The sequence below is a fragment of the Streptomyces sp. NPDC058001 genome (genome assembly GCF_042886315.1).
GTDB lineage: Bacteria > Actinomycetota > Actinomycetes > Streptomycetales > Streptomycetaceae > Streptomyces.
Window position 1 is genome coordinate 515,390 of sequence record NZ_JBHVQT010000005.1, and the last position, 15,130, is coordinate 530,519.

Genomic DNA, 15,130 nt, shown 5'->3' on the forward strand with positions numbered 1-15,130 from the left:
CCCGGTACATCACGTTCCCGGCTCCGTTGCGGCGGTGATCCTCGGCCGGAGCGTCATCGCGAACCAACACGACCATGAGGAAGTGAAGCGGACACATGGCGTACGTGATCGCAGCCCCTTGTATGCATCAGTCCCGCACCGCACGAGGACGAGTTCGACGCGGCCGAGCAGATGTACATCAACCCTGACGCCTGCATCAACTGTGGAGCGTGCCGGGACGTGTGCCCGGTGCTGGCCATCTACGCGGAGGGTGGCCTTCCGCCACAGTGGGCGCACTACGCCGAGGTCAACCGTGAGTACTTCACGGTGAGGGGCTGACGTGGTCGGGCGGTCCTTACGCGTCGCCGTCGTCGGGTGCGGCCCCGCCGGCCTCTACGCCACCGAGCACCTGCTCGAACAACGGCGCGTCGCGGTGGAGATCGACCTGTACGAGCGCCTGCGCACCCCATGGGGACTGGTGCGGTCGGGGGTGGCACCGGACCATCCGGAGAAGCGGCTCGTCATCGACCGGCACTTCGTCTTCCTGCTACGGGATCCGCGGGTGAGGTACCTCGGCAACGTCGCGGTCGGCACCCACGTAAGTCATGCCGAACTGACCTCGTGGTACGACGTCGTGCTGTACGCCTCTGGAGCCACCGGCGACGCCCGGCTGGACCTCCCGGGAGAAGACCTCCCGGGATGCTGGTCGGCGCGGGAATTCGTGGGGTACTACAACGGACACTGTGATAGGCGGCGTCCGGACGGGCTTGCGACGGCACGTGTTCACAGCCCCAGCCCGACGGCCAGGACCTCCTTCATGTCCTCGCTGCTGCCGCCGTGCAGCCGCAGATAACGGGCGTCCGCGTACGCCTGCGCGATCGGGTACTCGCGCATGTAGCCGTAACCGCCGTGCAGTTGCATGCCCTGGTCGACCGCGCGTCCGAAGAGTTCGGTGCAGCGCAGCTTGGCGGCCGCGGCCCGTCCGCGGCTGAACCGCCCCGCGAGGCGGTCGCGGGTGCAGGCGTCCAGATAGGTGTCCGCCAGGGCGATATCGGCGGCCACGTCCGCCAGGGCGAAGCGGGTGTTCTCGAACTCGGCGAGGGTTCTGCCGAACACCTTGCGCTGCCGGACATGGTCGAGGGTCCAGGCCAGTGCCGCGCGGGCGCCTTCGACGCCGATGGTGGCCAGGGCGAGATGCTCGTCGGCACACAGCGCGCGGATCTGCTCGACGGCGTCACCCCGCAGGACACACGCGGCGGACACCTTGACACCCTCCAGATGAATGTCGGCCAGGTCCGCGCCGTGCATGCCGAGCAGCTCCGGGCCTTGCTCGCGGCTCACACCCTCGGTGGCGGCGTCGACCACCACGACGGCGCACTCACCGGAGCCGGAGCGTGCGGCCACGACCAGCAGGCCCGCCGTGGTGCCGTTGACCACGCCTTTCGCTGTGCCCTTCAGCCGCAACCCGCCGGTGCAGGGCTCGTACGGTATGGGGTCCGACGTCCCGACGACGGCGGTGAGTGTTCGGCCGGACGCCAGATCCGGCAGCCAGGTGCTCTGCTGACCGGTGTCGGCCCAGGAGGTCAGCACGGGAACCGCCACATTGGTGTGGGCGGTGAACGCCAAGGCGGCGCCGACCAACCCGGCCCTGGTGAGTTCCGCCGCGGCCACGAGTCCGAAGCGGACGTCGTCCACCCCGCCGCCACCGTGCTCCTCGGGGATCTGCATCCCGAGGAATCCACTGTCGGCCGCGGCCAGGAAGACCTGGTGCGGCATACGGGCGGACCGCTGCCGCCCTTCCCGGCCGGGCAGCACCACACGGTCGAGGAACTCCCGGAAACTCTCCCTGAAGGCTTCGTGATCCTCGTCGAAGACCTCACGCACATCTGGCACTTGAGTCATCTCCCCTCGGCGATGTCAGGTTCCGGTCCACTCGGGCGCGCGCTTCTCCACGAAGGCCCTGGCTCCTTCGGCCGCGTCGTTCGACGAACGTACGGCGTCGGTGTACGGGGCCTGTCGCGCGAAGGCTTCTTCGGCCGGCCAGTCGGCCGAGCGCCCGACGAGCAACTTCGCGGTCCGCACGGCGAGCGGGGCGTTCGCGGCGATGACGGCGGCCAGGGTCCGGGCCTCATCGACGGCGGCGCCGGGCCTCACGACCCGGTTGACCAGGCCCAGTTCGAGTGCGCGGGCCGCGTTCACGGGCTCGCCGGTGAGCACCAGTTCCATCGCGACGGAACGCGGGATCCGGCGAGGCAGCCGCAGCGCGCCGCCGGCCGCCGCGACCAGCCCGCGCCTGACCTCCGGCAGTCCGAACCAGGCGTCATCGGCGGCCACGACGAGATCGCAGGCAAGCACCATCTCGAAGCCGCCGCCCAGTGCCTTGCCCTCCACCGCGGCGATCAGCGGTTTGGCGGGCGGTGCTTCCACGATGCCGAAGCCACCGCGGGTTCTGGAGACCGGACGTTCTCCGGTCGCGCTGAAGGCCCTGAGGTCCATGCCCGCAGAGAAGACCGCTCCGGTACCGGTGAGGACACCGACACGGATGTCCGGGCGGTCGTCCAGTTCGTCCAGGGCGGCGGCGATCGCCTCGGCCGTGGGCTGGTCGATGGCGTTGCGGACTTCGTGGCGGTCCAGGGTGATGACCGCGATGCCGTCACGGACGTCCATACGGACGGGCGCGCTCATCGGGGTGCCATCCGGATGGCACCGTCGAGCCGGACGGTCTCGCCGTTGAGTATGCCGTTGTCGATGATGTGCAGCGCCGTCTTCGCGTACTCGTCCGGGTGGCCGAGGCGGCTGGGGTGGGGCACGGTCTTGGCGAGTGAGGCACGGACGTCGTCGGGGAGCCGGTGCAGGATCGGGGTGTCGAAGGTGCCCGGGGCGATGGTGCAGACCCGGATGTTCCTGCTCGCCAGATCGCGGGCCGCCACGATGGTCATGCCGACGATGCCCGCCTTGGCGGATGCGTAGGGGATCTGGCCGATCTGCCCTTCGAAGGCCGCTACTGAGGCGGTCAGGACACACACCCCGCGGTCGCCGTCGAGGGGGTCGTTACGGGCCATCCGGGCCGCCGCGAGGCGGAGCACGTTGAACGTGCCGATGAGGTTGATCCCGACGACCTCGCTGTACAGCTCCAGCGATCCTGGTGTGCCGTCCCTGCCCACCAAACGCATGGCGCCGCCCCGGCCGGCACAGTGCACGAGCACCCGCAGCGGGGCGATGGCCTCCGCCGCGTCGAACACCGCGTTCATCTCCGCCTCGTCGCGGACATCGGCGGGGTTGAAGTGCGCCCGCTCGCCCAGCTCCTGAGCGACCGTCTCTCCCCGGGAGGCCGGGAGGTCGGCGATGACAACACCGGCGGCACCGGAGTCGAGCAGACGCCGGACCGTGGCCAGCCCAAGCCCCGAGGCCCCACCGGTGACAACGGCCGAGATTCCGTGGACATCCATGTGTGTTGCGTTCCGCCTCTCGGAGCCGCTGCGCGGGGGAACCCTCCCCGTATTTTGAGCCTTGCCGTCTCAAAGATATCTGGCAGGATGGGACAGGTCAAAACCTTGTCGGCAAGGTGAACGGCGACGACCAACTGCTGTGAGCGATCGTTCTCATGACTACGGAGCACGGGAGGCGAAGATGCCGGACAAGGACGGAACGGCCACCGCGGCGAGAGGGCCACTGGCCGGACTGCGTGTGGTGGAGCTGGCCGGCATCGGACCGGGGCCCTTCGCGGCGATGCTCCTGGCCGACATGGGCGCCGACGTCCTGCGGATCGAGCGCACGGACGGCTCACCGAGCGACATACCGCCCGAGCGGGACGTGACACGGCGCAGCCGCCGCTCCGTGGCCGTGGACCTCCGCTCGCCCGACGGCGTCAGGACGCTGTTGCACCTGGCCGAGCGCGCGGATGTGCTGATCGAGGGCTTCCGGCCCGGGGTCACCGAGCGGCTCGGAGTCGGCCCGGAGGACTGCTGGGCACGCAACCCCCGCCTGGTGTACGGCCGGATGACCGGCTGGGGCCAGGACGGGCCCCTGGCGCCCACCGCGGGCCACGACATCGGCTACATCGCCGTCACCGGCGCGCTGCACGCGATGGGGCGTGAAGGCGAGGCCCCGGCCCTCCCGCTCAATCTCGTCGGCGACTTCGGCGGCGGCTCGCTCTACCTCGTCATCGGTGTGCTCGCCGCGGTCTTCGAGGCGGCGCGCTCCGGACACGGCCAGGTGGTCGACGCCGCGATCGTCGACGGCGCGGCATCGATGACCGGCCTGTTCCACGGCATGATGGCGGCCGGCCTGTGGCGCGACGAACGTGGCGTCAACATGCTGGACGGAGGCGTCCCCTGGTACGACACATACGAGACCGCCGACGGTGCGTGGATGGCCGTGGGGGCGATGGAGCCCAAGTTCTACGCGGAGTTCATGACCCAGCTCGGCCTCGACCCGGACGAGGCCCGGCGGCTGAACAGGCGGGCCTGGCCCGCGTTGCGGGAGGAGATCGCGGCGGCTTTCGCGCGGCGCACCCGCGACGACTGGGCGAAGGTCTTCGAGGGCACCAACGCGTGCGTCGCACCCGTCCTGGGCCTGACCGAGGCCGCGGCGCATCCGCACCTCGCAGCCCGGGGTACCTTCACCGAGGTGAACGGTGTGACACAGCCGGCCCCCGCTCCACGCTTCAGCCGCACCCCGTCCGCCGTGCAGTCCCCGCCCGCCCGGCCCGGCGAACACACCCGTGAGGCACTGCGGGAATGGGGCGTACGGGACGTGGACGCGCTCCTCGAATCCGGAGCGGTGGCCCAGCCATGACCACCGGCAGACCTTGGGGCGTAACCGCATGCGTACGCGTGATGTGAGACGCGAGACACGAAGACCAACATCATCGGCCGGCGGGTACCACTCCCACCGCACCTGCGCAGGAGGTGGCAACGATGCCACAGGCTCAGGCAGTTCACAGCACAGCCGACAGCACGTGCGCGCCGGGCCGAGCCAGGCCCAGGACAACCGTCCTGGAAGCCCTGGAGCGGGCCGTCGCGGCCGGAGGGGACGACGACTTCCTGGAGTTCACGGGGACGCGGTACACGTTCCGCGAGGTCGACCGGCTGTCCACACGGTTCGCTCACGCCCTGGCCGCCCTGGGGGTGACTCAGGGACAGACGGTGTCGACGGTCCTCGACAACAACCTTGACCAAGTCGTGTGCTGGTTCGCCGTCAACAAGCTCGGCGCGATATGGGTGCCCCTCAACACCGCGTACCGGGGCGAGTTTCTCCGTCACCAACTCGCCGACTCGTGTGCCGAGGTCGTGGTCTGCGAGTCGGACTACCTTCCGAACGTACTCGGCGTACTCGGCGGAGCGACGGAGGTACGCACGATCCTGTGCAGGGGAGACCTTCCCTGCGTGGAACCGCCGGTGGGAGTCCGGGTCGAGCCGCTGGAGGCACACCGAGGCACCGACGAAACCCCGCTGCCGTTCACGGCGCGCCCCGAAGACCTGGCCCTGCTCATCTACACCTCCGGGACGACCGGCCCGTCCAAAGGCTGCATGATCAGCCACAACTACATCTGCCACCAGGCCGCGCAGACCAACCTGGCCATCCCGCCGATCGACGGCGACGTGCTCTACACCTGTCTGCCGCTGTTCCATGTGTCGGCCATCGACACCTTGGTCAGCGCACTGCTGGCACATCTGAGGATCGCGATCGCGCCCCGGTTCTCTGTCAGTACGTTCTGGTCGGAGATCGAGCAGTCCGGAGCCACCAACGCACGTCTGATGTCCGCGATTTTCCCGCTGCTTGCGAGCGCTCCCGACGATCCCGCGATGCGGCGCTGCTTTGGGCAGATCCGCGCCGTGAGCGGGTCCCCCATAACGCCCGAGGTACGCAAGATCTGGAGCGACCGCTTCGGGGTCCCGTTCCTCAACAACTACGCGTACGGGCAGACCGAGGGTGTCCGCCTGAGCATGTCGCGCATCGGCGACACCGACACCCCCGAGGACTCCGTCGGCCGCATCGACACCGAGGCGTTCGACGTCGTCGTGCTGGACGACGACGACAACACCCTGCCCGACGGTGAGATCGGGGAGATCGCGTTCCGGCCGCGCCTGCCGCACGTCATGTTCGACGGGTACTGGCGCCGCCCCGAGGACACCACGGAAGCCTGGCGCAACCTCTGGATGCACACCGGCGACCTGGGACGAGTCGTCGGCGGCTTCCTGTACTTCGTGGACCGCAAGAAGGACTACCTCCGCAATCGCGGTGAGAACATCTCCAGCTTCGAGGTGGAGCGCGCGATCCTGCGCCACCCCGACATCGTCGAGGCGGCGGCCCACCCGGCGGGAAACGGAATCGCCGAGGGCACCCTCAAGATCACCGCGGTACTTGCGGACGGCAGCCAATGCACCGAGGAAGCGTTGTGCCGATGGGCGGTGGACCACCTGCCGCACTTCGCCGTCCCCCGGTACATCGAGTTCCGCGACCGGCTGCCGAAGACACCGACCAACAAGGTACAGAAGTTCCGGCTGCGCGACGAGGGCGTCACGGCTACTACCTGGGACCGGGAACTGTCCACGATCGAAGTGCGGCGACGCCGGTGAGCGCGCAGGAGGACCACGCCGCAGCGGCAGTTCGGGCGCTCGGACATGCGATGGTCGCCCACGACACGGGGGACCCGGACCTGCTGGACCGGATCACCAAGATACTCGGCGAGTTGACGGCGGAGGTCACCCGGTGCGCACCGCGCCACCGGGACCACCAGGCCGACCTCCGGGCCATGTTGGGCGCGCCGCCGGCCGACGGAGCCGAACTCCATGTGGGCGGTCTCTGTCCGGTCACCGGCGCCGCCAACCCACTGGGACTGGCGGCGCGCGCACACCGTAGCGGCGACGAGGCGGTGGCCGCCGTGACCTTCGGAGCGGCCTCGGCGGGAGCCCCCGGCGTCGCCCACGGCGGTCATGTTGCCGCGGTGCTCGACGGCCTGATGGGGATGGCTCTGATCCACCTCGCCGGTGTCCCAGGAGTCACCGCCAACCTGCGCATCGACTACCTCGCGCCGGCGCCGGTGGACCGGGAGGTCACCTTCCGGGCAAGGGTCACAGGGCACGAGGGCCGCAAGGTCACCATCACGGCCGCCGGTTGGGACGGCCAGGTCTGTCTCGTACGAGCGGAGGCCCTCTTCATCGTGCCCCGCCAGTGAGCACACCACCCACACGACGCGAACGACTGTGGCGAAAGTGCTGAAGCCCAGCAGGATCTCACCGACTCAAGAGGTCCGGCCCCCAACGCGGTTACGGCGGGGGCCGGGCGGTCTTCCGTAGAGGAATCAGCAGTCCGCAGGCGTCCCCGTCGGGCGCAGCACGATCTCGCCGATGTCCACGGAGGTCGGCTGGGCAAGGGCGTACAGGACGGCACCGCTCACCGAACCGGGGTCCAGCATCGGCCGGGAGCGCAGGTCTTCCCGCAGCAGTCCGGTGTCGATGACACCCGGCTGGACGAGTGTCACCCGGACACCGGTGCCGACGGCCTCCGCGCGGATCGACGCGGCGAGCGCGGTGACCGCCCACTTCGTGGCCGAGTACAGCCCGGGACGGGTGATCCGCCCGGACACCGAGCCCATCAGGAGGAGATGCCCGCCCGTGCGCTCCAGCTCCGGCAACGCCGCCCGCGCCGTGAGGGCGGTGCCGTACACGTTCGTCAGCACCATCTCCCGCCAGTCCTCCGGCTCGGCACCGCCGCGGCCGAAGAACGAGGCCGGGGCCACCATGCCGGCATTGGCGAACACGGCGTCCACGCGGCCGAACCGCTCCCGCGCGGCATCGACGGCCGGCGCCATCTCCTTCCAGTCGGTGACGTCCGCGGAGACACACAACACCCGGTCTGCTCCGATCTCGTCGGCCAGCGGCCCCAGTCGCTCGGCCCGGCGGGCGACCAGCACCAGGCGGTACCCGGCGTCGGCGGCCCGCCGGGCCATGTCCCGGCCGACGCCCCCCGTCGCCCCCGTGACCATCAGAACGCGGCCGGCGCCGGCCCCCCGGGCCGACGCCGTGTCGTCCCTGCCGCTCATCAGTGGATGCGCCGGATCGCGCCGTACTCGGACTGGCCGAAGCCGGTGCGGCCGTCACTGGTACGTAGACTCAGGATCTCGTCGAAGGCACTGAACGTCGGCCCCTCACGGCGGGGCAGCCCGATGGGGCACCAACCACCCCAGACCCGCTCCTGGTCGACCAGTACGAGCTGGGAGCCGTCGGCGAGTTCGTAGCGGGTCTCGATGGCGAAGCCGGAGGCGTCCTTCGGCATGTGGACGTCTACGACGGGCACCGTGCCCGCGTCGCTGATCATGCCGCCGCCGGTGCGCTGCACACCGTCCGGGTGTAGATGCTTGATCACCGCGATGTCGATGTCGTCGAACGTGGCCCAGAGGTAGTAGTACTCGGGGAACTGCACCGAGTCGTCGCGGTAGCCCCAGGTGCGGGTGCGGTAGCCCGTGGCGGCGATCGTGTGCTTCTCACCGTCGAGCACCAGCTCGCCGTGCATGGTCAGCGGGTGCTGGAAGTGTTGCAGCGGTTCATGGTCGGCGAGCCGGGGGATCGAACCGCCCGAGCCGAAGTCGATCGGGCCGCGGCGCGGCGAGAGCGACAATGCGCCCTTCAGCCGTGGATGGTCGATGGTGATCGTGCTGTGCAGGTCGAAGGAGATCGACTCGCTGTCGAACCGGTCCACCCGGGCGGGCAGCTCCTCCCGCAGGTCGAAGACCTTGTCCCCGACGGCAAGGTTGAGCTGCGCCTTGGTGGTGGGGTGGTTGGGCGAGGAGTTCCAGTGGAAGAAGCCGTACGTCCGCGCGGTGATGTCCCAGAACGCCAGGTAGACGTGGTCCTTCCACGGGGGCGAGCCGGGCGCGATGGTGTCCTTCGCCGGGTGGCTGTTGGGCCCCCAGACCGGGTCACGGTCGTAGAACGCCGGGTCGACCGGCGGGGCGAACGGGCTGTTGTTGGTCACAACTCCTCCTGCGATGGGTGGTGTTGAGGTACGCACGTACTGCGGAAGCGAAGGTTCAGGGGGTCGGGGGTCATCGCGGCTCGCGCGCGCGCTCAAGGATCTCGACGGTGCCGGCGGCGCCGTCGATCCGTACGCGGTCACCGGTGCGCACATGCCGGGTGGCGACCTTGGTATTGACCACGCAGGGAATGCCCAGCTCCCGGGCGACGACCGCTGTGTGGCTCATGACACCGCCGATGTCGGCGACCAGCGCGGACGAGAGGAACATCAGTGAGGCCCAGGCGGGGTCGGTGTCGCGGGCGAACAGGATCTCGCCCTCCTCCACGTGGGCGTCGCCGGGATCGAGTACGACACGGGCGAGGCCCTCGGCGATGCCGGGGCTCGCCGGCGTACCGGCGACCGTGGCCACCGCCTCGCCGGGTTCGACGGAGTACGGCTCGGGCACACCCCGCCAGGCGTCCGGCACCTCGACCGTCTCGTAGCGCCGACGCAACTCCTTGCGCTCGCTTACGAGTTCACGACCGTGCGGCACCCGCAGGTTCCGTACTTCGTCGACCGTCAGATAGAACACGTCGTCCGCCTCGGCGATCTCACCCTGAGCCGCGAGATGTTCGCCCATCCGTCGCACGGCTGCCCGAACGACGTCCAGTGCCTGGGAGAACGCCGCCTTGGAGACCCCGCGCATCGGCCCGTAGTACGTTGTGGCCGCCATCACCGCGCGGGCGTACGGGCGGCGCCGCGGCGGCAGTGCCGCGAGGAGTTTCCGGCGCAGCGCCCGGCTCTGCTCGCCGTGCTGCTTCGCCGACCTGCGCGGATCGTCACTGTCCGGGCGACTTCGGTAGGCATCGAGCTGACGTCGCACCATGGTCGGGTCCTCGCGCCAGCTCCGGTGGGACAACTCGCCCTCGCGCCAGCCGTGGTAGCCGTGCCGGTCGAGGAATTCCTCCAGGGTCTTCCGGCCACGGGAGCAGGCCCACAGGTCCTCGACCATGGCGGACTCCTCGTGCCCGCCCGAACCGCCCACGATGCCGTTGGGCGAGACCCCGGTACCGGCGGCCAGGTCGCCCAGCGCTTTCGACGTGGCGAGGAAGGCGCCCTGGGTGAGGTTGACCTGGAGTGCCAGGCTGCGGGTGAACAGCTCGATCGCCTCGTCCAGGATGCGCATCGTGCGTGCCGCGTCCGCCCCGGGCAACTCGGCGACGGCGGTACGCCAGTACCGTTCGACGGCCGCGCGGTTGGCCCGCATCCGGCGGGGGACCAGCAGGAACACCGCGGGCTTGCGCACCAGCGTGCTGAGGTGTCGCTTGCGTGCGGAAGAGGTGCCGAGCGAGCCGGGCAGCGAGGAGAAGAACTGGTTGATCACGTCCTGGCCGGACATGCCGGGAATCCGGTCGGCCCAGTCGGCCAGCAGGTCGACGCGCAGCGCGAACCGCCCGTAGAACACGCCCACGATCCAGTCCTGGGTACGGTGGGGGAGCTGTGCCTCAAGGCGGGAGAGGGCGCCGATGAACCGGTAGTGGCTGCGATTGACGAACTCGGCGGCCGGGAGCCACACCGACCAGGTCATGGGCGTCGACACACCGGGTATCGACTCGGCCATGTTGGTCACGGTCCACAGACCGTCCCGGGCGGAGTGACCGTGCAGCAGCGTCGTCTCATCGGGATCGACCATCGCCGGTGCCGCAACTGCCCCCTTGTCTTGGGCCGTTGGAGTGTTCTTGCTGCGGCTCCAGACGGTCTCCGCCCTGGTCTGTAGCAGGAACAGCTCCCGTGTGGTGCCCGGCCCGCCCGCGAACGCCCATTCGACGTCCTGCGGGCCGCCGAGCGCGTCTTCGAGGAGTCGGCCGAGGGCGGCGATCCGCAGCGTTTCCTTCTCGGTGAGAGCCGGCCGGTCCTGGAGTGCGTGTGCGACGGGGACCCGCCGGACCTCGCCCGCGGACTCGTCGAACTGGTGTGCGTGCGTCTTCCTGCGGACCTCGGAGCGGACCGGGCCGGCCGCGCCAGGTTCCAGGACCGTGTCCGAACCCGTGGCTGTACCCGTGCCCGTACCTGCGACCGAACCCGAGTCGGCTCCCGAGACCCAGTAGCTGTCCGATGTCACATCACCCTTGACGACTCCCTCTCCCAGACCGTAGGCCGCCTCGATGTACACCGAGGCGCGGTCACCGGTGGCCGGGTCGAGGGTCATCATCACGCCCGCCGCGTCGGCCGGCACCATGCACTGCACCACGACCGCCATGGCAAGATCGGCCGTGTCGATGTCGAAGCGGCGCCGGTACTCGATGACCTGGGCGGTGAAAAGGCTTGCCCAGCATCGCACCACGGCGTCCACGACCGAGGACGCGCCGCGGATCCACAGATAGGTGTCCTGCTGGCCGGCGAACGACGCCTCGGCGAGGTCTTCGGCGGTGGCGCTTGAACGCACCGCGACCGCGGTCGTGTCGGGGTCGCCCAACTTGCTCAGCGCCCCGACGATCTCGGCGCGCAGGGCGTCGTCGACCAGGTCGGCGGTGAACAGGTCACGGATCCGTGCCGATGCCTCCCGTAGTTCCTCGGCCGACTGCGCGCCGGCCACCAAGGCTTCGATCGTCGCCCGGAGTTCGCCGGCCACGGCCGTACGGTAGGCGCGTGTGGTGACGGCGAATCCGGCCGGGACATTGAGTCCCAGGGCGAGCATCGCGCCGAGCCCGGCCGCCTTGCCGCCGACAGCGTGACGAATGTCGTGGCCGCACCTTTCCAGTCCGAGTACGTGTTGCATTGACACCTCCGTCGCCAGCGCCGGCTGGGAAGACCGCACGGCAGGGCCGCCGCTTTGAGGCCCGCCTCTCGGACATTAGAGATGGTAGATCTCAAAAGCAATGGGTCGTGCGGCGCTAAGTGCGGCGGCCGTTGGGCGGGTGTTCGGAAGGGTGGCAGAGCGGTGTCGGCGTGACCGTGGACACGGCAGTGTTGACCGCTTACGTTAAGTGAGACGACCAGGCTCAAAACATTGGTTTCGGGTGCCCGTCCGGCCATCGGGGTGGTGCTGCGGGGCCGGCGGCGACCTGTCGGCGCGCACCAACCGCCCACACACCGCACCTCGCGCAACCGCCGCCCCAGCGCCGACGGTTGGGCCGCGCCAGTCATCGACAAGGAGGCTCGGCATGCAGGATCCGACCGCGAACGCGGCGACATGGGAAGGGGAGCAGGGGGCGACCGCCACAGGCGCCTTGCTCGCCGCGCCAGTTGACGCCCCGACCGTCCCGGAGGCGTTCCGCCGCACAGTGGCCCGCCATCGCGACCGGATCGCGCTCCGCACCATGGGCGGCGGCACGCAGCTGACCTGGGGCGAGTTGGACCGCCGGGTCCGCTCGGTCGCCGCGGGTCTTGCGACACTCTCCCTCGGGCACGGCGACACGATGGCTGTCCTGCTGCCCAACACCGTCGAATGTCACCTGGCCGACTACGCGGCAGCACACCTCGGGGCGATCCCGTTCACCATCTTCAACAGCTCCTCGGTCGAGCAGATCGCGTACCAGATCGGCAACGCCGGGGCTCGCGTCGCGATCACCGAGCGGCAGTTCGCCGACAAGGTACGTGCCGCCGTCATGATGCTCGACGGCCAGGTGGAACACCTGATCGTCATCGGCGGTGGCGAGGGCGTGGACGAACTCACCCTCAGCGCACTGGAGATGGCGGGCGATCCCGCCTTCGACCTCGACGCGATGGTCGACGCGATCGACGCCGACGACATCGCGACCATCATCTACACCTCCGGCACGACCGGACCTCCGAAGGCGGCCCAGTGGTCGCACCGCACCGTGATGGCCCAGCAGCGCGGCCTCGACGCCGCCCTCCCGATGCCCCGCGTCGGCATCATCTCGTTCCTGCCGATGGCCCACGCGGGCGGCCGGATCAACGCCCACTACTCCAGCCTGCTCCACGGCGCGACCGTCACGGTCTGCCCGGACATCCGTGACCTGCCCGACTGTCTGATCGAAGCCCGCCCGGACGCCCTGTTCTCCACCCCGCGGCTGTTCGAAAAGCTGAGGGTGTCGATCGAGGGTCTGATCGAGGCGGAGACGGACGCGACGCTACGGGAGACCCACCGGAAGACCCTGAGGCTGGGCCTGCGCCGGGTCACCGCCGAGGACAACGCCACCGACATACCTGCCCGGGCCGCACAGGAGCTGGTCGAGGAGCACACGCGCGGAACGGAGTTGCTCAAGCCGCTCCTCGCCGAGCTGGGGCTGGACCGGATCAGGGCCGCCTACATCGGCGGCGCACCGTGCCCGCCGGAGATCGTCCGCTTCTTCCGCGCGGTCGGCATGCCCGTACTTGAGGCATATGGTGCCACCGAGGTGTCACTGAACATCTTCAACCGGCTGGACGACTTCAAGACCGGATCCGCCGGCAAGCCGCTACCCGGCGTGGAGATCATGGTTCTTGACGACGGTGAACTCCTCACCCGCGCCGAGATGAACATGGTTGGCTACCGCAACGAGCCGGAGAAGACCGCGGAAACGATCGACGCGGACGGTTGGGTGCACACCGGCGACATCGTCACCGTCGACGCCGAAGGCTTCGTCAGCATCGTGGATCGCAAGAAAGAGATCATGATCGACGGGGCGGGCAAGAATCTGTCGCCCGCCTACATCGAGACGACGATCTCCGGGCAGAGTTCGCTCATCGCCCAGGTCGTCGCGATCGGCGAAGGCCGCCGCCATGTCGCGGCCCTCATCACCCTCGACCCCGAGGCGCTGCGCACCTTCGCCCACCGGAAGGGCCTCGACGGCATGTCCCCCGAGGAATCGGCGGCCTCGCCCGAACTGCGGTCCGAAGTGCAGGCGGCGGTGGACCGCGGCAACGCGCTGCTCAACGGCAACGAGCAGGTGAAGCGGTTCGTGCTGCTCCCCGCCGCCTGGGTACCGGACTCCGAGGAACTCACCCCGACCGCGAAGCTCAAGCGGCGCGTCATCCACGCCAAGTACGCAGCGGAGATCGAGAGCATGTATGCCTCCTGAGCGGCGATGCCGTACCGGCGGTCATGGCCGTTGCCACGGAGGGCCGCTTCAGCCGGGCGGTGTCCGCGCCGTGGGTCGCCCGCGCCGCGCGTCGCCCGTCCCGCAGCAGTTGGTGAGCCCCGGACGGTTGTGGTCGCCACTTACCAGGTCTACATTTGAGATTTGAAGTCGCATAATACGCATCGGATCAACGCCCGAGATCAGGGCGGACGCGGAGGCGGGCAATGGGCAAGCTGGACGGCAAGGTCGCGTTCATCACCGGGGCCGCACGAGGACAGGGTCGAAGCCACGCGGTCAAGCTGGCGGCGGAAGGTGCGGGCGTCATCGCCGTCGACACCACCGCGAAGGTCGACAGCGTCCCGTACCTGCTCGCCACGGCCGAGGATCTGGCTGAGACGGTCCGCCAGGTCGAGGCAATCGGCGGCCGGATAGTGGCCCGCGACGCCGACGTGCGGGACTCCGAGGCCCTGGCCGGCGCGGTCGCCGACGGTCTCGCGGAGTTCGGCAGGCTCGACATCGTGCTGGCCAACGCCGGCATCTCCAGCCCGGCACCGACGCTCGGTATGTCCGACCAGGCGTGGGAGGACATGATCGGCATCAATCTGACCGGTGCGTGGAAGTCGCTGAAGGTGTCCGTGCCGCACATCATCGAAGGCGGACGCGGTGGCTCCGTCGTCATCACCAGCTCACTCGCCGCGGTGTACGCCAACCCCAACACCGCGCACTACGCCGCCGCCAAGGCCGGACTGGTGATGCTGATGAAGGTCATGGCCAAGGAACTGGCACCTCACGGTATCCGGGTCAACACCATCCACCCGACCACAGTGGCCACCGAGATGATCCTCAACGACGCCACCTACCGGCTCTTCCGGCCGGACCTGGAGAACCCGACACGTGCGGACTTCGAGCAGGCCGCACGCACGCTCAACCGCCTGCCGGTCGCCGCGCTCGAAGCGGACGACATCTCCGAGACCGTGCTTCACCTGATCTCGGACAGCGGCCGGTTCATCACGGGCACCACCCAGCTCATCGATGCGGGCGGTGCGCTCTAGCCCTCGTGCCTTGACGCTGTTTCGCGTGAGCGATTATCTTTGAGACAGGCTGAATCAAAAATAGACTGAATCACTGTGTTGGGGTGCGGCCGGACGATGGTGCGCACATGGTTCAAG

Annotated in this window: 13 protein-coding genes; 7 read left to right on the plus strand and 6 right to left on the minus strand. The window is 69.4% G+C overall.

Going from position 1 to position 15,130, the window contains the following annotated elements; translation table 11 throughout:
• The first annotated feature begins 126 nt into the window (after positions 1 to 126).
• Both ACFVT5_RS15165 and ACFVT5_RS15170 read left to right on the plus strand, forming a co-directional pair.
• Positions 127 to 318, plus strand: a complete 192-nt coding sequence (locus ACFVT5_RS15165) for a 4Fe-4S binding protein (RefSeq protein WP_389886696.1) — start codon at positions 127 to 129, stop codon at positions 316 to 318.
• 1 nt (position 319) lies between these two features.
• Entirely contained in the window at positions 320 to 832 is a 513-nt protein-coding gene (locus tag ACFVT5_RS15170; protein ID WP_389886485.1) for an FAD/NAD(P)-binding protein, read from the plus strand.
• Here ACFVT5_RS15170 and ACFVT5_RS15175 read toward each other — a convergent pair.
• Genes ACFVT5_RS15175 through ACFVT5_RS15185 form a run of 3 tightly spaced genes read right to left on the minus strand, consistent with a single transcriptional unit; the run spans position 763 to position 3,428 of the window.
• A complete protein-coding gene (locus tag ACFVT5_RS15175; protein WP_389886488.1) occupies positions 763 to 1,872 on the minus strand; it encodes an acyl-CoA dehydrogenase family protein in 1,110 nt (369 codons plus the stop codon). The genes ACFVT5_RS15170 and ACFVT5_RS15175 overlap by 70 nt on opposite strands.
• Positions 1,873 to 1,896: 24 nt before the next feature.
• The gene (locus tag ACFVT5_RS15180; protein WP_389886490.1) at positions 1,897 to 2,664 is read right to left on the minus strand and encodes a crotonase/enoyl-CoA hydratase family protein; all 768 of its coding nucleotides are present in this window, start codon (positions 2,662 to 2,664) and stop codon (positions 1,897 to 1,899) included.
• Positions 2,661 to 3,428, minus strand: a complete 768-nt coding sequence (locus ACFVT5_RS15185) for an SDR family NAD(P)-dependent oxidoreductase (RefSeq protein WP_389886493.1) — start codon at positions 3,426 to 3,428, stop codon at positions 2,661 to 2,663. The genes ACFVT5_RS15180 and ACFVT5_RS15185 overlap by 4 nt, the downstream gene beginning before the upstream one ends.
• A gap of 181 nt (positions 3,429 to 3,609) precedes the next feature.
• Between ACFVT5_RS15185 and ACFVT5_RS15190 the strand changes: the two genes are divergently transcribed.
• The 3 genes from ACFVT5_RS15190 to ACFVT5_RS15200 all read left to right on the plus strand — a co-directional run bounded on the left by ACFVT5_RS15190 (position 3,610) and on the right by ACFVT5_RS15200 (position 7,159).
• Complete coding sequence (locus ACFVT5_RS15190; RefSeq protein ID WP_389886496.1) at positions 3,610 to 4,776, plus strand: CaiB/BaiF CoA transferase family protein; 1,167 nt, start codon at positions 3,610 to 3,612, stop codon at positions 4,774 to 4,776.
• A gap of 122 nt (positions 4,777 to 4,898) precedes the next feature.
• Positions 4,899 to 6,560 (plus strand): AMP-binding protein, encoded by a 1,662-nt coding sequence (locus ACFVT5_RS15195; RefSeq protein ID WP_389886498.1) that lies wholly within the window; start codon positions 4,899 to 4,901, stop codon positions 6,558 to 6,560.
• Complete coding sequence (locus ACFVT5_RS15200; RefSeq protein ID WP_389886500.1) at positions 6,557 to 7,159, plus strand: PaaI family thioesterase; 603 nt, start codon at positions 6,557 to 6,559, stop codon at positions 7,157 to 7,159. The genes ACFVT5_RS15195 and ACFVT5_RS15200 overlap by 4 nt, the downstream gene beginning before the upstream one ends.
• A 126-nt stretch (positions 7,160 to 7,285) precedes the next feature.
• Here the strand turns inward: ACFVT5_RS15200 and ACFVT5_RS15205 are convergent, their stop codons facing one another.
• The 3 genes from ACFVT5_RS15205 to ACFVT5_RS15215 form a co-directional block, all read right to left on the minus strand.
• The gene (locus ACFVT5_RS15205; protein ID WP_389886502.1) at positions 7,286 to 8,026 is read right to left on the minus strand and encodes an SDR family oxidoreductase; all 741 of its coding nucleotides are present in this window, start codon (positions 8,024 to 8,026) and stop codon (positions 7,286 to 7,288) included.
• Positions 8,026 to 8,958 carry a hypothetical protein gene (locus ACFVT5_RS15210; RefSeq protein ID WP_389886504.1) on the minus strand — a complete coding sequence of 311 codons (933 nt, stop codon included), beginning with the start codon at positions 8,956 to 8,958 and terminating at the stop codon, positions 8,026 to 8,028. Before ACFVT5_RS15210 ends, ACFVT5_RS15205 begins: the two co-directional genes overlap by 1 nt.
• Positions 8,959 to 9,028: 70 nt before the next feature.
• Positions 9,029 to 11,716, minus strand: a complete 2,688-nt coding sequence (locus tag ACFVT5_RS15215) for a PEP/pyruvate-binding domain-containing protein (protein ID WP_389886506.1) — start codon at positions 11,714 to 11,716, stop codon at positions 9,029 to 9,031.
• A gap of 385 nt (positions 11,717 to 12,101) precedes the next feature.
• Between ACFVT5_RS15215 and ACFVT5_RS15220 the strand changes: the two genes are divergently transcribed.
• Together ACFVT5_RS15220 and ACFVT5_RS15225 are read left to right on the plus strand one after the other, a co-directional pair.
• The gene (locus ACFVT5_RS15220) at positions 12,102 to 13,961 is read left to right on the plus strand and encodes an AMP-dependent synthetase/ligase (RefSeq protein ID WP_389886508.1); all 1,860 of its coding nucleotides are present in this window, start codon (positions 12,102 to 12,104) and stop codon (positions 13,959 to 13,961) included.
• Positions 13,962 to 14,185: 224 nt separating this feature from the next.
• Complete coding sequence (locus ACFVT5_RS15225; protein ID WP_389886510.1) at positions 14,186 to 15,013, plus strand: mycofactocin-coupled SDR family oxidoreductase; 828 nt, start codon at positions 14,186 to 14,188, stop codon at positions 15,011 to 15,013.
• Positions 15,014 to 15,130: the final 117 nt, after the last annotated feature.